We start from the raw sequence: 17602 nt of genomic DNA on the forward strand, positions 1-17602 counted from the left end.
GTTTATAAATCGCGTAGATGGCGGCGCAGAATTTTGCCAACATTAGACTTGGGCATTTCATCAATAAAAGCAATTTTTCTGGGGCGCTTGTAACTCGTCATTTGCTCTTTGCAATACTGAATAACCTGAGCTTCAGTTAAATCAGACTGCTCTTTGACTATATAAGCCTTCACAATCTCACCAAGCTTGCGGTGCGGAAATCCAATGACAGCGCACTCCCTCACACCTGGCATTAATGAAATCACTTCCTCGATTTCATTAGGAAATACTTTGAAGCCAGCAACCACAATCATGTCTTTTTTGCGATCCACAATCTGCACATAACCCTCAGGGCTCATGATGCCAATATCACCAGACTTGAAATAACCTTCAGACGTAATAAATTGCTCGGTCTCTTCCGGTCTATTCCAATAACCCGCCATCACTTGCGGCCCCTTGATGCAGATCTCTCCAGGCGTACCAAATGGAAGCTCTACACCCTCATCATCCAGTATCAATACATCGGTACTGGGCACTGGCATACCAATAGATCCAGTAAATTCTTTTACAAAAGGAGTATTGACACAGACTACCGGCGAAGTCTCCGAAAGACCGTAGCCCTGAGCAATAGCTACGCCTGTAAGCTTGTACCAAAGATCAGCAGTCTTCTTGAGTACTGCCATGCCACCACCAATCGTTACCAATAGGTTGGGCAATTTCACATTCTTAAATTCAGGACGGTGGATCAGCGCGTGGAAAAGCGTATTCACACCCGGGAAAATATTAATTTCAGGATGCTTTATTAAGAGCTTGATAAAAGCAGTAATGTCTCTGGGGTTTGCAACCAGCAATAACTTTCCACCCTTGCGTATTCCAAGAAGTCCACATGCAGTCAGCGCAAAAATATGGGTCATTGGTAAAGCGCATAAAAACACTAGCTGTTGATCATGTCGCTTAATTAAGGCGGGCTCAAGCCAAGCCTCAATTTGAATCAGGTTAGCTAATATATTTCGGTGCAATAAAACAGCACCTTTAGAAATGCCAGTTGTACCACCTGTGTATTGCAAAAATGCAATATCTTCCAAGGCAATATTTGGCCTAGTAAATCCATGTCCAGAGCCGATCTTGAGGGCTTGATTAAATTTAACGCAAGGAAAATTCCAATGCGGGATGAGCTTCTTGATGTGGCGAGCAATCAAATTCACAATGACGCCCTTGGGGCCCAAACTCTCACCTAAGCTACTCACAATCACTTTTTTCACAAGCCCTTGATTGGCGATATCTTGGTATACATGTGCAAAGTTTTCTAGCATCACTAGGATGGATGCGCCGCTGTCTTGCAATTGATGTTCGAGTTCCCGGGCGGTATAAAGTGGATTAATATTCACTACGACAAAGCCAGCGCGCAAGGTGCCCAGCATTGCAATCAAGTATTGCGGAACATTTGGGAACATGATGCCGATACGAGCGCCTGCTTCAAGGCCTAAAGTTTGCAAGTAAGCGGCAAAGTCCTTAGACAGAATATCAAGCTGGCGGTAGCTAATAGAGTGCCCCATGGACTCGATTGCAACCCTATCAGGGTAGGTCTGAAAAGATTCCTCAATTAACTCAACAACGGATGAGTAATCCGCCAAATCAATCTCATGAGGAACACCCTCGAGATAGTTTTTTAGCCAAGGTTTACGCTTATTCATTTGCATGACTAGATTGGTAGGCTATCTTTAAGTACTCATGAGCTCTTTGAGCTTTTCTAGATAGAGCTCTTGACCATGATTAACACGATGCGTCCATTCATTACCAGAGTCCGCATTAGCATCGTCGGTTACGTACTTAAACGACTGCCAGGGAATATTAAATTGATAGGCTATATTTGCAATTGCAAATAGCTCCATATCGACCACATCCACTCCTTGAGAAATAAGCCAAGGATCATGGGCGGTTACAAAACTATCGCCAGTGCCGCACGTATGCTCGCCACCCAAGGATAAGTAATAAGAAGGCTTGGGGCAAAACGGAGTCTGGCCTCTTGGCGCTAGCGGGACCGTCATCATGTCGCGTTGTATCACCTTGCCGATTTCTAATAAGCCATGCAATGTCGAGTTGATTTTGCCAACCGTTCCAAAGTTGACTATCTTCTTTGGCTGAAATTCATGAATAGCCCGAATACTTGCAGCAGTTGCATTAATTTTTCCCACTCCTGAATACACAATCTCGACACCAGCCGGCAATACGCTTTTATCAAGCTCGGACTCTAGTGCGGTAATAATGAGTAATTGTGTTTTCATATCAGTCAAAAATGAATTTATTAGATTATCTACCCGGAGTACCGGACTTTCCTAAGCCAGGGATCCTATTCAGGGATATCTCCCCGCTTTTGGCCAATCCAGCTGCATTTAAGGGGGCCATCTTGCAACTAGAAGCGCTGGCCCAGCAGTTCGACTACAGCCATATTCTAGGCATAGAGTCACGTGGCTTTATCTTTGGTGCTGCCCTTGCTCACCAAGCCCATAAGGGGCTCGCCTTAGCCAGAAAACCCAATAAGCTACCCTTGGCTAGCCATCGAGAATCCTACGGCCTGGAATACGGCTCTGATTCTCTGGAGATCCAACAATCCACCCTGCCAGCTGGGGCACGAGTTTTGATCCTAGATGATGTTTTAGCCACCGGCGGAACCATCATTGCGGCCAGTCAGTTACTTAAAAAAGCAGGTTTTCAGGTAGCAGGTGCTTTAACTTTTTTAGAGATCGCCGGTTTAAATGGTGGTGAGCTTCTGACTCAAAAAGGTATTACTAATAAAACGGTATTGATAGCCTAGAGACTAGAGTTACACCAGCTTCTTGGCGGTTTTGAGTAATTTGACAGCGCCCCAACCTACAGCTAGCGCCTTGCTAGCAAGCTTGGGCTTGTAATGAGCCAATACAGCAAATGCACTAGTCCACAGCACCGGAGTGCCTTTCACAAAATTAAAGGCATCTATGCCCTTATCAGCCCAAGATAAGGGCTTTTCTATTGGTTCAAAATGCAGGGCAAAATCAGCGCGCTCTTGGGCTGCGCGCTCCTGAAGCACTTGCTGCCGAGCTAGAAGCTCTGAAATCTTTCGACTCATCGCTTAGCAAGCTCCTGGCGATCTTTCGATAACTCAGTAATCGTTGCCTCAAATAATTTAGGCATAGTCTTCAGTGAGCGCAAGACTACCAGCGCCAGAATAATTCCGACGGATAAGAATCCACCAGTGAGCAGACTTAATGCAAAGATGCGATCAGTCTCCCAGCTAAAAATAACAATGAGCAAGGCCAGCATCACCAAACCAAAAAACAAGAAAAATAAGGTAAAGATGATCATGACCAATAGGCTGATGAACTTAGCTCGTGCAATCTGAACATCTGTAGAAATCAACTCTAGACGAGTTTGGGCAATTGATGCACCCGTAGAGACGAGATTCTTAAGGGAAGATAAAAGATTTTCCTGTGACATGGATACCTAGCGACGACGAATAAAAAGGCCAATCAAAAGACCAAGACCAGCAGCAACGCCGACCGCCTCCCAAGGATTGCGATGAACGAACTCATCGGCACCTTCGGCAACAACTTTAGCCTTTTCAGTCAAAGTACCTTCTACAGAAGAAAGACTTTCTTTAGCATTATTGAGGGTATCCAAAGCCTTTGAGCGGATAGCACTAAGGGGGCCTTCCTCATTGCTTGCTGTTGCTTTAATGAGATCTTCAGCATCTGCCATGAGCGCCTTGAAGTCGCCAATTAAATTCTCAGAGTTGATCTGAGCTTCTTCATGGATAGTTGATTTTTTGGCAGTCATTACCACTCCTAGTTGATAGCACTTAAAGGAATTTACAGATCTATTCTAAGCAATTCCACTGAGGAATCACAGTATTAATACTGTCATTCCAGCATTACCTTCTTTGAAGTGCTTAAGATAGGCTTTGAGGCCAGGCCTTCTTCGTAAAAGCGCATGGTAAGCCTCGCTACCAAAGGCGGTTTGTTCGCCAAAATGGTATTCATCGACCCGGTCTGAAAAATAGTTATTTTCGAGGGCATCATGTACTGCCCACTTAATTCTTCCACCCTCACCGCTTGCGCCATAGCCATGGATCAAGATCATTGCCTTAATGCCCACTTCTGATGCGCGGCGTAAAGCAACGGTTAAGCGATCCAAAGCCTCTTCAGCACTTGGACTATCGAACTTCAAATTCAATACCATCGTATCGCTATGCGGGATAGGAAGTTCTTCACTTCCACATTGACGACATTCTCCAAGCATCCCTCTGGGGTTGCCACACTCTGGACATTCAAATGAATGGGTCATCACACACCTCTATTAATGACTGGGAAAACCCATTCACCCCATTCACACAGCATTAAGAGCAGTACTTTGCTTCCAAAGCTGATGTTGTAATCACTTGATCGTCAACCATACGGTTTAAGGTCATCTGCGCCGCATCTTTATTTTCCTGAACTTTGAGATTTAAGTTAATCAGGCCGGCTACATCCTTACGAATCGATGTATTGCCATAGCGCAAACTTTTTAATGTTGAAACTGCTTCAGCTGAGATCTTGCACTGCTGGCTCACTAATTCAGAAGAATCAGATGAGGTATTTGCATATGCAAATGCAGCTACGGAGATTGAGGCAACAGCCAATAGAGTTTTTTTCATCTTATTTCCTTAATTTGTGACCACATGTTGGACAACAACCTGAATCTTTTGCTTTTGTTTTTCTTAAGGCGGCGTAGACGCTAGATTCTGAAATTTCCATCTTCCTAGCGGCTTGAGCTGCGGTCATTCCCTTCCCTATCCAATCTAAAGCTTGATGTGTTTTTGGTATCGCTCTTCTCATTTACCCTCCTTTGCCACTACTATACTACAGAAGTTGTGAAGTTGTGAAGTTTATTTAATTATTTTTTTAAAGCCTCAAAGGCTTGTGAAATAGACCATCGACGGTGATAAAGTGGCAGTACAACTACAAATAAATGCCGGGAGACATATGAAACCAGCCCTAGATCTATTGCAGGCATACGAACAAATCCAAAAGAAGCAGCTCAAGGTTGATGACTATTTAGCCCAATGTGTAGCTCGGGCAGATAAACTAGAGCCTGTGCTGAAGGCGTTTACAGTAAGAGCGCCATTAGAAGAACTTCAGAAACAGTCAGGGTCCGGTCCCTTAATGGGTATCCCTGTGGCCGTAAAAGACATCATTGCCACAAAAGACTTTGTAACGGCTAATGGCTCGCCTATATATAAAGACTTCACCCCTAGTGAAGATGCTGAAATAGTCAAAAAAATTCGTGCATTAGGTGGAGTTATCTTTGGCAAAAGCGTCACTACTGAATTTGCTTGGCGTAACGCTGGACCAACAACGAACCCTTGGAATAGCACCCATACTCCAGGAGGATCTTCCAGTGGTTCTGCTGCGGCGGTAGCCAGCGGGATTGTCCCCCTAGGCTTAGGATCGCAAACTGCTGGATCGATTATTAGGCCGGCAGCATTTTGTGGCGTGGTTGGTTATAAGGCCAGCTTTGGATCCGTACCAAGAAAAGGTGTTCATCCAGTCGCCGACTCTCTAGACCACATTGGATTTTTTACCAGGTCAGTTGCTGACGCTAAATATGCATTTAATTTGCTTCGGAACACCACCGCCGATGAAGCAGATGCTATTGTTATTCACGAACTCTTAGCTAAACCTTTGAGCGAAGCTCTAAGCAATCCTAAACCTCGAATTGGCGTTCTAAAAACACCCTTTGATGACTTATTGAGCCAAGAGCAGATTAAGACTGTGCAATATGCCGCAAGCTTATTGGAGAAATCAGGCGCGCATATCGAAGAAATCACACTCCCCCAAATGTTCTGGGATGCAATAGAGGCTTTGGCCGTTTTAATGGCCTATGAAGCCGCGGTAATTCATGAGGGACATTTGAAGAAATTTCCGGAGCTAGTGGGAGCCGATATAAAGGAGCTTGTAGCAAAAGGTAACGCCTTACCTGAAGAGGATTACATTGCAGCAAGAAATCTTCAAAAGACATTGCGGCTTTCTATAGATGAATACTTTCAACGCTTTGATGTCATTTTGAGTTCGCCCGCAACAGGAGAGGCGCCTAAAGGACTTGGTTTTACTGGAAATCCAATCTTCTGCTCTTTATGGAGTTTTATAGGAAATCCAGCAATTGCACTTCCACTCGGCAAATCAAGTAATGGACTTCCACTTGGTATTCAACTCGTTGGCAATTACATGGAAGATGAAAAGCTACTCAACATGGCTCAATTTGCTGAGGAATGCTTCAAAGCCGAAAGTTAGAAATAAAAAAGCCCCGGTTAAGGGGCTTAGTTATTTGTCGTAGCGGCTCAAGCAGTTAAATCACAAGGATTTTGGCGGAGACGAGAGGATTCGAACCTCCGATCAGAGTTTTAGCCCCGATGCTCCCTTAGCAGGGGAGTGCCTTCGACCAGCTCGGCCACGTCTCCCTGCTTGATGCCTTTACAACGACCCACAGTTTAACGGATTCCGTCGACTGCAGGTTTTTACAGCGGTTTTGAAGCGTTTACAGCGTATTTTTACTTCTGATCGAGCTCAAAAGCCTTATGGAGAGCACGAACAGCCAGCTCCATGTATTTCTCATCAATCACAACAGAAATCTTAATTTCACTAGTAGAGATCATCAAAATATTGATGCCCTCTTCCGATAATGTGCGGAACATTTTGCTAGCAACGCCAACGTGGGAACGCATACCAACGCCAACCACGGACACTTTAGAAACCTTTGGATCACCAGTGATTTCTTTAGCTTCGATATGGGCTTGAACATTGTTCTTGAGCAAGTCCAAGGCCTTTTGATAATCGGCGCGTGGAACTGTAAAAGTGAAGTCTGTCTTACCTTCAAACGATTGGTTCTGAATAATGATATCCACATCAATATTGGCATCCGCAATGGGGCCCAAAATTTGATAAGCGATACCTGGGCGATCAGGAACGCCCAGAACGGTAATTTTTGCTTCATCACGCGCAAAGGCGATGCCGGAAATAACTGCGGCTTCCATAGTGCTGTCCTCTTCAAATGTAATCAAGGTGCCCGACTTCATCTCTTGATCAAGGGGCATCAACGGATCTGTCAGTGATGACAGAACACGGGTTTTAACTTTGTACTTACCTGCAAACTCAACCGAACGAATCTGTAATACCTTTGAACCCAAACTTGCCATCTCTAGCATTTCTTCAAAAGTAATTTTGTCTAAGCGACGTGCATCTTCGCAAACGCGGGGGTCAGTTGTATAGACACCATCGACGTCGGTATAGATCAAGCACTCATCTGCCTTCAGGGCTGCAGCCATTGCAACAGCCGATGTATCAGAGCCGCCGCGACCTAGAGTGGTGATGTTGCCGTTAGGGTCTACGCCTTGGAAACCAGTCACCACTACAGCACGACCTGCATTGAGATCCGCAAGAATTTTCTTGTCATCAATACTCTTGATGCGTGCTTTAGTAAAAGAAGAATCCGTGTGAACTGTGACTTGCCAACCAGCATAGCTAACTGCATCTACACCTTCGCGTAGCAAGGCCAAGGCCAATAAGCCAGAACTCACTTGCTCGCCTGTTGAGGCGATTTGATCCAGTTCGCGTGGATTTGCATTGGGATTGATATCTTTTGCCAAACCAAGCAAGCGATTGGTTTCGCCAGACATAGCTGAAGGCACCACTACTACCTGGTGACCTGCACGCATCCACTTGGCAACGCGTTTAGCGACATTCTGAATGCGCTCCACCGAGCCCATTGAGGTGCCACCATACTTATGAACGATAAGAGCCATAAAAACCGTTGTATTGTCTATTTACAGGGAATGTAATTCCCTAGGGTCTAAAAGGGGCTTATTTTACAGGGTTTTATGGCTACTCAAGCCATGCAGGCAGGACTCGCCTGCCAGTAGACACTAAATGCGGGTAACTCACCCCCACCCCTGCTACAGCCACAAGCTGATCGTTGATATAAAGCAGTGGCGCCTGCCGCTCCCAAGGCGGCGTATCAGACTCCTGGAAAAGGTTCTTGAGCGTCTTACGCGGGGCATTGGGCTTGATTTGAATCTTTTCCGCCCCCTGACGCAGTCTTTCCTCAACGCGGCCTTCTGCTTGGGCTTGAGTAACCCAATCCGCAGGGAGCCCAAGCGACTTACCTCTTGCGGGAACATCCTGAAACACCCACTGCCCGACTTTGGGCTTGGCTACTTGCAAAGTACTACGCCACAAATAAATGCTCACCTCATCATGCTGCCACTCTAAGCTTGAACCTGATTTGACGGCGTTCAGATCCTTCCACCAAGATTCAAGTCGTTCTTGAGAAGGCATGGCTAGATCATTTAACTTGAGCCAATAGCGCAGCAAATTATTGGCAGCCGGTCTATCAGCATTTGAGAATGCCAAAAGCGGTTTTAGCTTCAGGCTCTTACCCTCTAGAATTCCTTTTCCATCTTGCCTGGCCAAACGATCTAGCAGAACTTGCGATTGGGCTAGCAAATCAGCACTGCGAGCCAAGTTAGCAATTGCACCAGGCTGAATTTTTTCTAGCCTTGGAATAATTTCTTTACGAATAGCGTTACGACGATAGCGCGTATTTTGATTGCTCGGATCTTCAACCCACTTCAGTTTATGTTCTTTGGCGTAGGCTTCTAGATCGGCCTTACTTTGATTTAAGAGCGGACGCCAGAGAGTAATGGTGTTGGCATCTTTTGCGCTGACATCTTTTGTATTGGCACGATTGAATGGCATTCCAGAGAGACCCGCTAAACCAGACCCTCGCAAGAGTTGCAAGAGCACAGTTTCCGCCTGATCATTTTGGTGATGCGCCAGCAGTAGATCTTGAATGCCATGCTCAATACATAAGTCAGTTAAAGCGTCATAGCGCTCTGCCCTTGCCCTAGCTTCGATATTGCCTTGAGATTGATCTGCAAAATGCAATAGACGGAAGTCAAAATGCACCCGATATTTTTTGGCTAGCTTCTCGCAAAACTCTAACCACTGGTCAGCCGGCTTTTGCAAACCATGGTGAATATGAAAAACCCAAACCTCGGTTGGCTCTTTAGCTGAATTTGCTTGAACCGCTTTGCAAACAGTATCAAGCAACACAACCGAATCAAGCCCACCACTTAAGGCGAGTCCAATACGTTTGGTTGCTTTGGGTTTTGCCTTAAGGCTTGGCTTCGATTTCCTTGAACTTACCATAGCTCATTAAGCGTTCATGACGACGCTCAAGAAGCGCATCTACTTTCATACCATCGAAGGTCTTGAGTGACTCAACCAAAGCTTTCCGCATGCTGTTCATCATGGTCTCGTAATCACGATGTGCACCGCCAGTTGGTTCAGCGACGATCTTATCGATCAAGCCAAGCGCCTTTAAACGTTGCGCAGTCAAACCCAATTGTTCTGCAGCTTCCGGTGCTTTGTCAGCCGTCTTCCAAAGAATAGATGCGCAGCCTTCTGGTGAAATCACAGAGTAGGTTGAGTTTTGTAACATCAACACCACATCGCCCATGGCAATGGCTAGTGCACCACCAGAACCACCCTCACCAATAATGGTGGCGATGATTGGAACTTCTAATTCAGCCTGAACATAGAGATTGTGACCAATCGCTTCAGACTGATTACGCTCTTCTGCATCGATGCCGGGGAATGCACCTGGAGTATCAACAAAAGTAAACACTGGTAATTTAAATTTTTCGGCCAAGCGCATAACGCGCTTTGCTTTACGGTAACCCTCTGGGCGACTCATACCAAAGTTTCTTAAAGCACGCTCTTTGGTATCTCGACCCTTTTGATGGCCAATAACCATACAAGGCTGATTCTCAAAACGGGCTAAGCCAGTAATGATGGATTGATCATCCGCAAAATTACGATCACCATGAAGCTCATGAAAATCCGTAAACAATGCGCTCACGTAATCCAGGGTGTAAGGACGTTGTGGATGACGCGCTACTTGTGAAACTTGCCAAGGGCTTAAGTTGGCATAAATGTCTTTAGTCAGCTGCTGACTTTTTTCGGTAAGCGTTTTGATCTCATCAGAGATATCTACTGATGATTCATCTTGCACAAATTGCAGCTCTTCAATCTTTGACTCTAGTTCAGCGATTGACTGCTCAAAATCCAGGAAAGTCGTTTTCATAGCTTGATTTTAATATTCAACGGGAGCGGGGTCGAGACTTCTCCACATATACCAGGTAGCTACAGTGCGCCAAGGGGCCCAATTTGCAGCAACTTCACGCGCCTCATGCCTACTGACAGGCTCTCCGCTGAAGTAATTGAGGGAAATAGCCTTAATCAGACCCGCATCGTCCAAAGGGAGAATATTGGGCCTCACCATATTGAAAATGAGGAACATTTCGGCTGTCCAGCGCCCAATTCCCCGAATATCACACAATTCTTTAATGATGGCCTCATCTTCCATGCCTTTCCACTGATTGGCATGTAAACGACCAGAATCGAAATGTTCAGCTAGGTCGCGAATGTATTCCACCTTACGGCCCGATAGGCCGGCTGCGCGTAATTCTTCAATACTTAAGGCAAGGATATTTTTAGGGGTAACTTTATTTTTAGAAGCCAATAAAACACGATTCCAAACAGACTGGGCTGCAGCTACGGAAATTTGTTGACCAACAATTGCCCTTGCGAGGGTAGTAAATACATCACCACGCGTTCTCAAAAAAACTGAGTCATATTTAGGAATCAATTTTTTTAGAATGCGGTCATGCTTCATTAACTCAGCACAAGCTTGCTCCCAATAATCGGGGGCAACTTCTTCAGTGATGACCTGTTCTACAGCTTTACTCAAAATAAATAATCTTCAATTAACTCTTTAATTAACTTCTGCGCCATTCAGTCAGGCCGCCGGGTTTATCTTCTAATACTACGCCCTGCTCTAATAATGTTTTACGAATTAAATCTGCTTTAGCAAAATCTTTGGCTTGCTTTGCAGCAACTCGTGCTGCAATCTGCTCTTCAATCGCAGCGGCAGATAAACCAGTATCGCCGCCTCGAGATCCCTCTTGCAAAAATACTGTTGGGTCACGCTGCAAGAAATTGAGTGTTCCCGCCAGCCCTTTGAGAGTATTTGCTAATTGCGCCTTCTCATCGCCCTGGGTACGATTAACCTCACTCGCCAAATCAAAGAGTGCCGCAATAGCCTCAGGCGTATTGAAATCATCATTCATGGCATCGGCAAAGCGCTTAGCCCATGGTGAATGGGGATCTACAGCCTTATCGCTCAAAGAGATATGAGCCAAGGCCGTATATAGACGAACTAAGCCAGAGCGAGCTTCCTCGAGTTGCGCATCACTATAGTTAATAGGGCTGCGATAGTGTGCGCGCAACATAAAGAAACGCAGAACCTCGGGATCAAAGTTTTTAAGCACATCACGGATTAAGAAAAAATTGCCCAATGATTTGGACATCTTTTCTTCATTGACCCGAATATGTCCGTTATGCATCCAATAATTTACAAACGGTTGATCACTGGCTTTGTGATCTTGGCCATATAGAGCCCCTTCACTCTGAGCAATCTCATTCTCGTGATGCGGAAATTGCAAATCAGCGCCGCCACCATGAATATCAAAATGCTCACCTAGCAAATCACATGACATAGCAGAGCATTCGATATGCCATCCAGGGCGACCTTCACCCCAAGGAGATTTCCAACGCGTATCGGCAGGCTCCTCTGCTTTTGCACTTTTCCATAAAACAAAATCCAATGGATCACGTTTGCCACCGCCAACGGCGACCCGCTCGCCTGCATTCAGTTCATCCAAAGATTTACCGGAAAGGCGACCATATTCTGGAAACAAGCGAACAGCGAAATTCACATCACCATCTTCGCCTTGATAGGCCAATTCTTTTTCAATTAAACGGCCAATAATTCCCTGCATTTGCCCTATGTAATCCGTTGCGCGGGGCTCATGATCAGGGTGCGTTAAACCCAACTCATCTGAGTCAGCATGCATTGCATCGATAAAACGCTGCGTCAGAGCGGAAATAGGCTCACCATTCTCAACCGCCCGATTGATGATCTTGTCGTCAATATCGGTGATATTGCGGACGTAAACAACCTCATAGCCACTGGCTCGTAACCAGCGCACCACCATATCAAACACAATCATCACCCTGGCGTGGCCAATATGACAAAAGTCATAGACCGTCATTCCACAGACATACATCTTCACCTTGCCCGGTTCGATGGGTTTAAAGGCCTGTTTAGAACGACTAAGAGTGTTATAGATTTGCAGCATAGAGGCTATAAAGGTGGGCAAGTAGCGCCAATTTGTTAGACTGAGCGCTGAGTATATCGAATGAGCCAGTTTTTCACCCCACCCCCTATGCCAGCTAACCTTTTTTCACTACGTCCAGCCCATTTGGGTGGCTTGAGCACTTTTTTTACCTTTTTACTACTTGCGGGCTGCAGCACGCCTGGGCAACAGCTTGCAGATGCCGAAATCAAGGCCCTGAATAGTGCTTCTACGAGTGCTCAAGGCACTCAAGCGCCCTATCTTGGCTCTTATGGTCCCAATGACCCTCCAAGACTTGCTGGCAATGACGCTGGGTACGATCAATTTAACGCGGAGCTCTCAGACTCTGTGGCAGTTCCATTTCTGTCCTTTTTGATTATTGAACCGGATCCAGTCACCAAAAATGGCGTCCCGTCAGATATCGAAAAGCTTATTAAGGCCAAGAAATATCCTGAAGCAATCGATCAGATTAATAAACAACTCAAGAAAACTCCAGGCAACGTGCAGCTCCGATACATAAAAGCACGCATGCAAATTGAAATGCGCCAGTGGGAAGCCGCCAAGAAGACTTTGGTAGAAATAACCCAGCAATTTCCAGAGCTGCCTGAGCCCTATAACAACTTAGCCGCATTAGCGGCAAATCAAGGCAATTGGATTGAAGCAAGAGACTATCTAGAGCTCGCCTTGAAATTGCGCCCGAGCTATACAGTTGCCTCGGCCAACTTAGGTGAAGTCTATATTCGTCTTGCTGCACAGGCCTACGACAATGCGGCGAAAGATGCTGTTCTGAATCAACGCCAGTACACCAATCGTGCAAAAGCATTAATGGAAATACTGAAACCTCCAAAAAAGAATACTGCTCCAGCAATGAAGCCCGCTCCCCTGGAAAAAAATACTCCAGAAGCAAGTAATTCAAAATAATTTTTTACTTTTTTACCTACTAACTCACTAGAAAGTTAATTCATCATGACTAAAGTTCTACTCAAAACAAATAAGGGTGACATCACCCTCTCATTGGATGCTGTAAAGGCACCAAAGACCGTTGCCAATTTTTTACAGTACGTGAAAAGCGGCCACTACGATGGCACTATCTTTCACCGCGTGATCGATAACTTCATGATTCAGGGCGGTGGCATGACTGCTGGCCTTAAAGAAAAATCTTCCGGCGCCAAAATTGAGAACGAAGCAAACAACGGCCTCAAGAACGAACGTGGCACAGTAGCGATGGCTCGCACTAGCGATCCACACTCCGCAACTGCCCAATTTTTCATTAACGTGAATGACAATGACTTCTTAAACCACACCGCTCCGAATGCTCAAGGCTGGGGTTATGCTGTTTTTGGCAAAGTCACTGACGGTCTTGATGTGGTCGATGCAATTCGTAAAGTGAAAACTGGTAATACTGGCTTTCACCAAGACGTTCCTGCAGAAGATGTCGTGATTGAAAAGGCAAGCGTTCTCGAGGAATGATTCCGCAATACGCGAGCGCGCTGCTCATTTCGGATTTGCATCTCACGCCGTCAATGCCCTTGACGGCGCAACGCTTCTTTGATTTTTGCGAAAAAGATGCTCCTAAGGTAGAGGCAGTATTTATCTTAGGAGATTTATTTGAGTACTGGGTTGGAGATGATGCAGCCCTGCACTCCCCATTCCAGCAAGAAGTGAAGCATGCGCTCGCAACACTCTCCACCAAAGTAAAAACTTATTACCTTCACGGTAATCGAGACTTTTTGATTGGAAAGCATTTCTTAAGCAAGACAGGTATGACTCTGTTAACCGATCCGAGCAAAATCAATATTGCCGGCTCGGACTATGTTCTCTGCCATGGTGACTCGCTGTGTACGGCAGATATTGGCTATCAAGTTTTTCGAGGATGGGTTCGTAAAACCTGGATCCAAAAATTATTCCTAAGATTGCCCTTAGCTTGGCGTCGCACAATTGCAAACCACCTGCGAAGTAATAGTGGCGTTCAGTACCAACGCGCCATGAAATATTCTGCTGATGGCGCACAAGCAAAAACAAATGTCACCTTAGCAGCCTGTGCTGCCGTCCTGAGAGATCAAGCTGGCAATCAATTGATTCATGGACATACCCATCTGCCCAAGCACCATCAAGAGCACCTACAAGATCAAGAATGGCAACGCTGGGTCTTATCAGACTGGGATTTAGATCACCCTGAAAGCGGACGACCGCGCGCAAGTGCGCTGCTCATTAATCAAGATGGCGTTCGTTACGCCGATCTCATTAAAAATTAATATCGCCGCCTAATTAACAGGTGGAATATTTAGACAGACACTGCACCATCTGAGCAAAGATGCGTGGGTTTGCACACATTACTTCACCGCTTTGCAAGAAGCCTTCTTCACCGCGGTAATTACCAATTAAACCACCAGCCTCAGTAATCAATAAAGCACCTGCGGCCATATCCCATGGCTTGAGATCGCTCTCAAAAAATCCATCGTAACGACCAGCTGCAACATACGCTAAATCAAGTGATGCAGCGCCAGGGCGACGAAGACCAGCACATTGACGCGACATGTCACCAAAGATTTTTAAATACTTTTCTAAGTCTTGATCTTCGCGATATGGGAAACCAGTGCCAAGCAAGGAATTAGCCAAACGATCTTGAGTGGCAACGCGCAAACGCCGGCGATCTAAATATGCACCTGCACCGCGAGTAGCAGTAAAGAGTTCATCACGAGTTGGGTCATAGACCACCGCCTGCTGAGTTACACCATTCACAGCCAAGGCAATTGAAACCGCATATTGCGGAAAACCATGAATGAAGTTCGTTGTGCCATCCAATGGATCAATGATCCATACATTTTCAGCATCTGCATTTTGGGCACCAGTCTCTTCAGCCAAAAAGCCGTGAGTTGGGTAAGCCTCGCTGAGCGTTTCAATAATCGCCGCTTCAGCCTGTCTGTCCACCTCGGTTACAAAGTCATTATGTTGTTTGCGGTCAACCTGGAGTCGCTCTAAATTCAGAGAAGCTCTATTAATCACGGTTCCGGCACGACGGGCAGCCTTAACGGCCACATTTAACATGGGATGCATAGTATTGATGGACAAATTAAATAAGAACAAGCTCACCAGATTGCAAACTGCATGACAATAAGGAGCTAACACGATGATTCTAAACGATTGCCCCCTTGAACTCCCAAGCCCCTAAAGAAATCTTTTCAATATGAATACCGCTCAGGCACAGTTATTACGCTGGGTTCTAGTTGAGACCAGCCACCCCGGAAATGTGGGCTCGGCTGCCCGCGCACTCAAAACCATGGGGTTTAGTGATCTGCGCCTGATTTCACCGAAGATTCCGGGGGTTGCGCAAACACCCGAGGCTATTGCTTTAGCAAGCGGTGCCGGGGATATTCTGGAATCTAGCCAGGAATCCCCCTCCCTCGAGTCCGCCGTTCAAGACTGCGCCCTAGTCCTAGGCTTAACTAGTCGTGATCGTGAATTCGGGCCACCAGCCATGAATTGGCAAGACGCCCGCCCCTTGATTCAGGCTGCTATCGCCGGCAATCAGCGGGTTGCACTCTTGTTTGGCCCTGAACGGACCGGCCTAGATAATCATCACCTGTCGCTTTGCACTCATCGGGTGTGGCTTGATGCAAACCCACTCTACCCCTCGTTAAACCTCGCTCAGGCCATGATGGTCTGCGCGTTCACCCTCAGAGAATCCTTAAACGAGGATGCCGTTCTTGGCCCAACAGGCTCGAATGTAGAGCAGGTAGATTATGCGGATCCAGCAGCTGTAGCAGCCATGCTGGAGCACTGGCGTGAAGGGCTCGAGGCCATTGGCTATCTTGACCCCGCCAATCCCAAGAAGCTCATGCCTCGTTTGCAAGCCCTCTTTGCCAGAACTCGCCTCCAAAAAGAAGAAATCGATCTTCTGCGTGGGATTGCCAAGCAGATGCTCTTGAGAAAATAAATTCAGCCTTTACCCGTTAAAATCGCATTATGTTTAATTCGCTTTTCGACCAAGTCGACTCCATCATTGTTCGTGACCCTGCTGCCAGAAATCGCTTAGAGGTCATTACCTGCTATCCAGGGTTGCATGCCGTATGGATTCATCGAGCATCCCATGGTCTTTGGAACTTAGGTCTGAAGTGGATCGCACGACTGCTGTCGATGCTAGCTCGCTTTATTACCGGTATTGAAATTCATCCTGGCGCAAAGATCGGTCGTCGGGTATTTCTAGATCATGGTCTAGGCATCGTTATTGGTGAGACTACAGAAATTGGTGATGATTGCACCATTTATCAAGGCGTCACTCTGGGTGGAACTTCGTTATACAAAGGTGTGAAGCGTCACCCTACTCTAGGTAAAGGTGTTGTTATCAGCGCAGGCGCTAAAGTGCTCGGAGGCTTTGCCGTAGGCGATGGTGCACGTGTTGGATCCAATGCCGTAGTACTCAAAGAAATTCCTGCTGGAGCAACTGCAGTAGGGATTCCAGCGCGCATCTTGCACCCAGATTTACCGCAGGCAAGTACGCCAGACAGCAAGACTAAAGAATACTTCTCTGCTTATGGTGTAACACCAAATGTAGATGACCCAGTGTCTATGGCATTGAAAGGCTTGATTGATGCCACGCTTGAGCAAGAGGCCAAAATTGTCCTACTGGAAAAGGCTTTAGCAAAATTGAGTAATACACCAGCATCGGATTCCGGCGAATCAAGCGATACCAAGCGTGACCTGGGCGCCTTAAAAGAATGGCTTAAAGAATAGCCTAGTTCTAATGTAGGGTTGGTGATGAGCTGCCAGGATTAGAAATATCTCCTGTAAATTCATCATCACCATCATCGGAATCAGCAGGCATTCCAAATGCAAATGCTTCGCCACCCTCGGGATGACGATTCTCAATCTCTTCATCAGTAGCAGCGCGAATGTCTTCTACCTGAACCCAGAATCGGAGTGCCATACCAGCAAGTGGATGATTCCCATCTAAAACGACTTGGCTGTCAGCAACATCGGTAACGGTATAAATGAGAGGTTCATCATCTACATCAGCAGCATCGCCCTCATCTTCAGCGTCAGGAACGCCCTCGAACTGCATGCCCACTTCCAAAGGCTCAGGAAAGCGTGCGCGTGGCTCAATCTTTAATAACTCGGGATCGTACTCACCAAAGGCCTCACTTGGCTCCAGCTGAATACTGGCTTCATAGCCTACATCCTGACCATCCAATAAGGTTTCAATCTTGGGAAAAGTACCCTCATATCCGCCATGCAGGTATACCATCGGAGAATCTGGTTCCTCGATAATATTGTTTTGCGCATCGGTTAATTTGTAGCGCAGGGATACAACGGTATTTTTTTCGATCTTCATGCGTAATTCATTCAACATTGTGT

21 protein-coding genes and 1 tRNA gene are annotated in these 17602 nt (G+C 46.2%); 7 read left to right on the plus strand and 15 right to left on the minus strand.

The genetic code is table 11. The features are described 5' to 3' along the window. Nucleotides 1-2: 2 nt before the first annotated feature. Both ICN14_RS02920 and ICN14_RS02925 read right to left on the minus strand, forming a co-directional pair. Nucleotides 3-1673, minus strand: a complete 1671-nt coding sequence (locus ICN14_RS02920; RefSeq protein WP_370624799.1) for an AMP-binding protein — start codon at nt 1671-1673, stop codon at nt 3-5. A gap of 27 nt (nt 1674-1700) precedes the next feature. Beyond that, complete coding sequence (locus ICN14_RS02925) at nt 1701-2264, minus strand: 5'-methylthioadenosine nucleosidase (RefSeq protein ID WP_216224670.1); 564 nt, start codon at nt 2262-2264, stop codon at nt 1701-1703. Between the two features lie 11 nt (nt 2265-2275). Between ICN14_RS02925 and ICN14_RS02930 the strand changes: the two genes are divergently transcribed. Continuing rightward, the gene (locus ICN14_RS02930; RefSeq protein ID WP_216224671.1) at nt 2276-2794 is read left to right on the plus strand and encodes an adenine phosphoribosyltransferase; all 519 of its coding nucleotides are present in this window, start codon (nt 2276-2278) and stop codon (nt 2792-2794) included. A gap of 9 nt (nt 2795-2803) precedes the next feature. On the opposite strand, the gene ICN14_RS02935 is transcribed toward ICN14_RS02930, so the two are convergent. From ICN14_RS02935 to ICN14_RS02955, 5 genes are all read right to left on the minus strand, one after another. Continuing rightward, nucleotides 2804-3085: a YqjK-like family protein gene (locus ICN14_RS02935; protein WP_216224672.1), complete on the minus strand. Its 282-nt coding sequence runs from the start codon at nt 3083-3085 to the stop codon at nt 2804-2806. Beyond that, a complete protein-coding gene (locus tag ICN14_RS02940; RefSeq protein WP_216224673.1) occupies nt 3082-3453 on the minus strand; it encodes a phage holin family protein in 372 nt (123 codons plus the stop codon). Before ICN14_RS02940 ends, ICN14_RS02935 begins: the two co-directional genes overlap by 4 nt. A gap of 6 nt (nt 3454-3459) precedes the next feature. After that, nucleotides 3460-3792, minus strand: a complete 333-nt coding sequence (locus ICN14_RS02945) for a YqjD family protein (RefSeq protein ID WP_216224674.1) — start codon at nt 3790-3792, stop codon at nt 3460-3462. Between the two features lie 66 nt (nt 3793-3858). Beyond that, a complete protein-coding gene (locus ICN14_RS02950) occupies nt 3859-4299 on the minus strand; it encodes a Smr/MutS family protein (RefSeq protein ID WP_216224676.1) in 441 nt (146 codons plus the stop codon). Nucleotides 4300-4351: 52 nt separating this feature from the next. Then, nucleotides 4352-4648, minus strand: coding sequence for a hypothetical protein (locus ICN14_RS02955; RefSeq protein ID WP_216224678.1), 297 nt, complete (start codon nt 4646-4648; stop codon nt 4352-4354). Nucleotides 4649-4976: 328 nt separating this feature from the next. On the opposite strand from ICN14_RS02955, the gene ICN14_RS02960 reads away from it, so the two are divergent. Then, entirely contained in the window at nt 4977-6284 is a 1308-nt protein-coding gene (locus tag ICN14_RS02960) for an amidase (protein ID WP_216224679.1), read from the plus strand. A gap of 72 nt (nt 6285-6356) precedes the next feature. Here the strand turns inward: ICN14_RS02960 and ICN14_RS02965 are convergent. The 6 genes from ICN14_RS02965 to cysS all read right to left on the minus strand — a co-directional run bounded on the left by ICN14_RS02965 (nt 6357) and on the right by cysS (nt 12250). Then, nucleotides 6357-6451: transfer RNA gene (locus ICN14_RS02965), tRNA-Ser, on the minus strand. A 90-nt stretch (nt 6452-6541) separates the two neighbouring features. Beyond that, nucleotides 6542-7792 carry an aspartate kinase gene (locus ICN14_RS02970; RefSeq protein ID WP_216181578.1) on the minus strand — a complete coding sequence of 417 codons (1251 nt, stop codon included), beginning with the start codon at nt 7790-7792 and terminating at the stop codon, nt 6542-6544. A gap of 79 nt (nt 7793-7871) precedes the next feature. Further along, nucleotides 7872-9197 carry a tRNA lysidine(34) synthetase TilS gene (tilS, locus tag ICN14_RS02975; RefSeq protein WP_216224681.1) on the minus strand — a complete coding sequence of 442 codons (1326 nt, stop codon included), beginning with the start codon at nt 9195-9197 and terminating at the stop codon, nt 7872-7874. Continuing rightward, nucleotides 9163-10134: an acetyl-CoA carboxylase carboxyltransferase subunit alpha gene (locus ICN14_RS02980; protein WP_216224682.1), complete on the minus strand. Its 972-nt coding sequence runs from the start codon at nt 10132-10134 to the stop codon at nt 9163-9165. Before ICN14_RS02980 ends, tilS begins: the two co-directional genes overlap by 35 nt. Before the next feature lie 9 nt (nt 10135-10143). After that, a complete protein-coding gene (locus tag ICN14_RS02985; protein ID WP_216224683.1) occupies nt 10144-10800 on the minus strand; it encodes a DNA-3-methyladenine glycosylase in 657 nt (218 codons plus the stop codon). A 28-nt stretch (nt 10801-10828) separates the two neighbouring features. Next, entirely contained in the window at nt 10829-12250 is a 1422-nt protein-coding gene (cysS, locus tag ICN14_RS02990) for a cysteine--tRNA ligase (protein ID WP_216225010.1), read from the minus strand. Between the two features lie 87 nt (nt 12251-12337). On the opposite strand from cysS, the gene ICN14_RS02995 reads away from it, so the two are divergent. Genes ICN14_RS02995 through ICN14_RS03005 form a run of 3 tightly spaced genes read left to right on the plus strand, consistent with a single transcriptional unit; the run spans nt 12338 to nt 14502 of the window. Further along, complete coding sequence (locus ICN14_RS02995) at nt 12338-13168, plus strand: tetratricopeptide repeat protein (RefSeq protein WP_255535934.1); 831 nt, start codon at nt 12338-12340, stop codon at nt 13166-13168. Nucleotides 13169-13213: 45 nt separating this feature from the next. Continuing rightward, nucleotides 13214-13717 (plus strand): peptidylprolyl isomerase, encoded by a 504-nt coding sequence (locus tag ICN14_RS03000; protein ID WP_216224685.1) that lies wholly within the window; start codon nt 13214-13216, stop codon nt 13715-13717. Next, nucleotides 13714-14502, plus strand: a complete 789-nt coding sequence (locus ICN14_RS03005; protein WP_216224686.1) for a UDP-2,3-diacylglucosamine diphosphatase — start codon at nt 13714-13716, stop codon at nt 14500-14502. The genes ICN14_RS03000 and ICN14_RS03005 overlap by 4 nt, the downstream gene beginning before the upstream one ends. A 13-nt stretch (nt 14503-14515) precedes the next feature. Here the strand turns inward: ICN14_RS03005 and ICN14_RS03010 are convergent, their stop codons facing one another. Then, nucleotides 14516-15304 carry an inositol monophosphatase family protein gene (locus tag ICN14_RS03010; RefSeq protein ID WP_216181614.1) on the minus strand — a complete coding sequence of 263 codons (789 nt, stop codon included), beginning with the start codon at nt 15302-15304 and terminating at the stop codon, nt 14516-14518. 130 nt (nt 15305-15434) lie between these two features. Here ICN14_RS03010 and ICN14_RS03015 point away from each other — a divergent pair, with 130 nt between their 5' ends. Beyond that, entirely contained in the window at nt 15435-16184 is a 750-nt protein-coding gene (locus ICN14_RS03015) for an RNA methyltransferase (RefSeq protein WP_216224687.1), read from the plus strand. Between the two features lie 29 nt (nt 16185-16213). Then, entirely contained in the window at nt 16214-16981 is a 768-nt protein-coding gene (cysE, locus tag ICN14_RS03020) for a serine O-acetyltransferase (RefSeq protein WP_216224689.1), read from the plus strand. A 7-nt stretch (nt 16982-16988) separates the two neighbouring features. On the opposite strand, the gene ICN14_RS03025 is transcribed toward cysE, so the two are convergent. Next, complete coding sequence (locus tag ICN14_RS03025; protein WP_216224691.1) at nt 16989-17579, minus strand: peptidylprolyl isomerase; 591 nt, start codon at nt 17577-17579, stop codon at nt 16989-16991. Nucleotides 17580-17602 lie beyond the last annotated feature (23 nt).

Source organism: Polynucleobacter sp. MG-27-Goln-C1 (genome assembly GCF_018881905.1).
Classification (GTDB): domain Bacteria; phylum Pseudomonadota; class Gammaproteobacteria; order Burkholderiales; family Burkholderiaceae; genus Polynucleobacter.

Excerpts from the sequence above, each read along its gene's own strand:
- ICN14_RS02920 (WP_370624799.1), bottom strand. The coding sequence starts at position 1,673 with ATGAATAAGCGTAAACCTTGGCTAAAAAACTATCTCGAGGGTGTTCCT.
- ICN14_RS02925 (WP_216224670.1), bottom strand. The coding sequence starts at position 2,264 with ATGAAAACACAATTACTCATTATTACCGCACTAGAGTCCGAGCTTGAT.
- ICN14_RS02930 (WP_216224671.1), top strand. The coding sequence starts at position 2,276 with ATGAATTTATTAGATTATCTACCCGGAGTACCGGACTTTCCTAAGCCA.
- ICN14_RS02935 (WP_216224672.1), bottom strand. The coding sequence starts at position 3,085 with ATGAGTCGAAAGATTTCAGAGCTTCTAGCTCGGCAGCAAGTGCTTCAG.
- ICN14_RS02940 (WP_216224673.1), bottom strand. The coding sequence starts at position 3,453 with ATGTCACAGGAAAATCTTTTATCTTCCCTTAAGAATCTCGTCTCTACG.
- ICN14_RS02945 (WP_216224674.1), bottom strand. The coding sequence starts at position 3,792 with ATGACTGCCAAAAAATCAACTATCCATGAAGAAGCTCAGATCAACTCT.
- ICN14_RS02950 (WP_216224676.1), bottom strand. The coding sequence starts at position 4,299 with ATGACCCATTCATTTGAATGTCCAGAGTGTGGCAACCCCAGAGGGATG.
- ICN14_RS02955 (WP_216224678.1), bottom strand. The coding sequence starts at position 4,648 with ATGAAAAAAACTCTATTGGCTGTTGCCTCAATCTCCGTAGCTGCATTT.
- ICN14_RS02960 (WP_216224679.1), top strand. The coding sequence starts at position 4,977 with ATGAAACCAGCCCTAGATCTATTGCAGGCATACGAACAAATCCAAAAG.
- ICN14_RS02970 (WP_216181578.1), bottom strand. The coding sequence starts at position 7,792 with ATGGCTCTTATCGTTCATAAGTATGGTGGCACCTCAATGGGCTCGGTG.
- tilS (WP_216224681.1), bottom strand. The coding sequence starts at position 9,197 with ATGGTAAGTTCAAGGAAATCGAAGCCAAGCCTTAAGGCAAAACCCAAA.
- ICN14_RS02980 (WP_216224682.1), bottom strand. The coding sequence starts at position 10,134 with ATGAAAACGACTTTCCTGGATTTTGAGCAGTCAATCGCTGAACTAGAG.
- cysS (WP_216225010.1), bottom strand. The coding sequence starts at position 12,250 with ATGCTGCAAATCTATAACACTCTTAGTCGTTCTAAACAGGCCTTTAAA.
- ICN14_RS02995 (WP_255535934.1), top strand. The coding sequence starts at position 12,338 with ATGCCAGCTAACCTTTTTTCACTACGTCCAGCCCATTTGGGTGGCTTG.
- ICN14_RS03000 (WP_216224685.1), top strand. The coding sequence starts at position 13,214 with ATGACTAAAGTTCTACTCAAAACAAATAAGGGTGACATCACCCTCTCA.
- ICN14_RS03005 (WP_216224686.1), top strand. The coding sequence starts at position 13,714 with ATGATTCCGCAATACGCGAGCGCGCTGCTCATTTCGGATTTGCATCTC.
- ICN14_RS03010 (WP_216181614.1), bottom strand. The coding sequence starts at position 15,304 with ATGCATCCCATGTTAAATGTGGCCGTTAAGGCTGCCCGTCGTGCCGGA.
- ICN14_RS03015 (WP_216224687.1), top strand. The coding sequence starts at position 15,435 with ATGAATACCGCTCAGGCACAGTTATTACGCTGGGTTCTAGTTGAGACC.
- cysE (WP_216224689.1), top strand. The coding sequence starts at position 16,214 with ATGTTTAATTCGCTTTTCGACCAAGTCGACTCCATCATTGTTCGTGAC.
- ICN14_RS03025 (WP_216224691.1), bottom strand. The coding sequence starts at position 17,579 with ATGAAGATCGAAAAAAATACCGTTGTATCCCTGCGCTACAAATTAACC.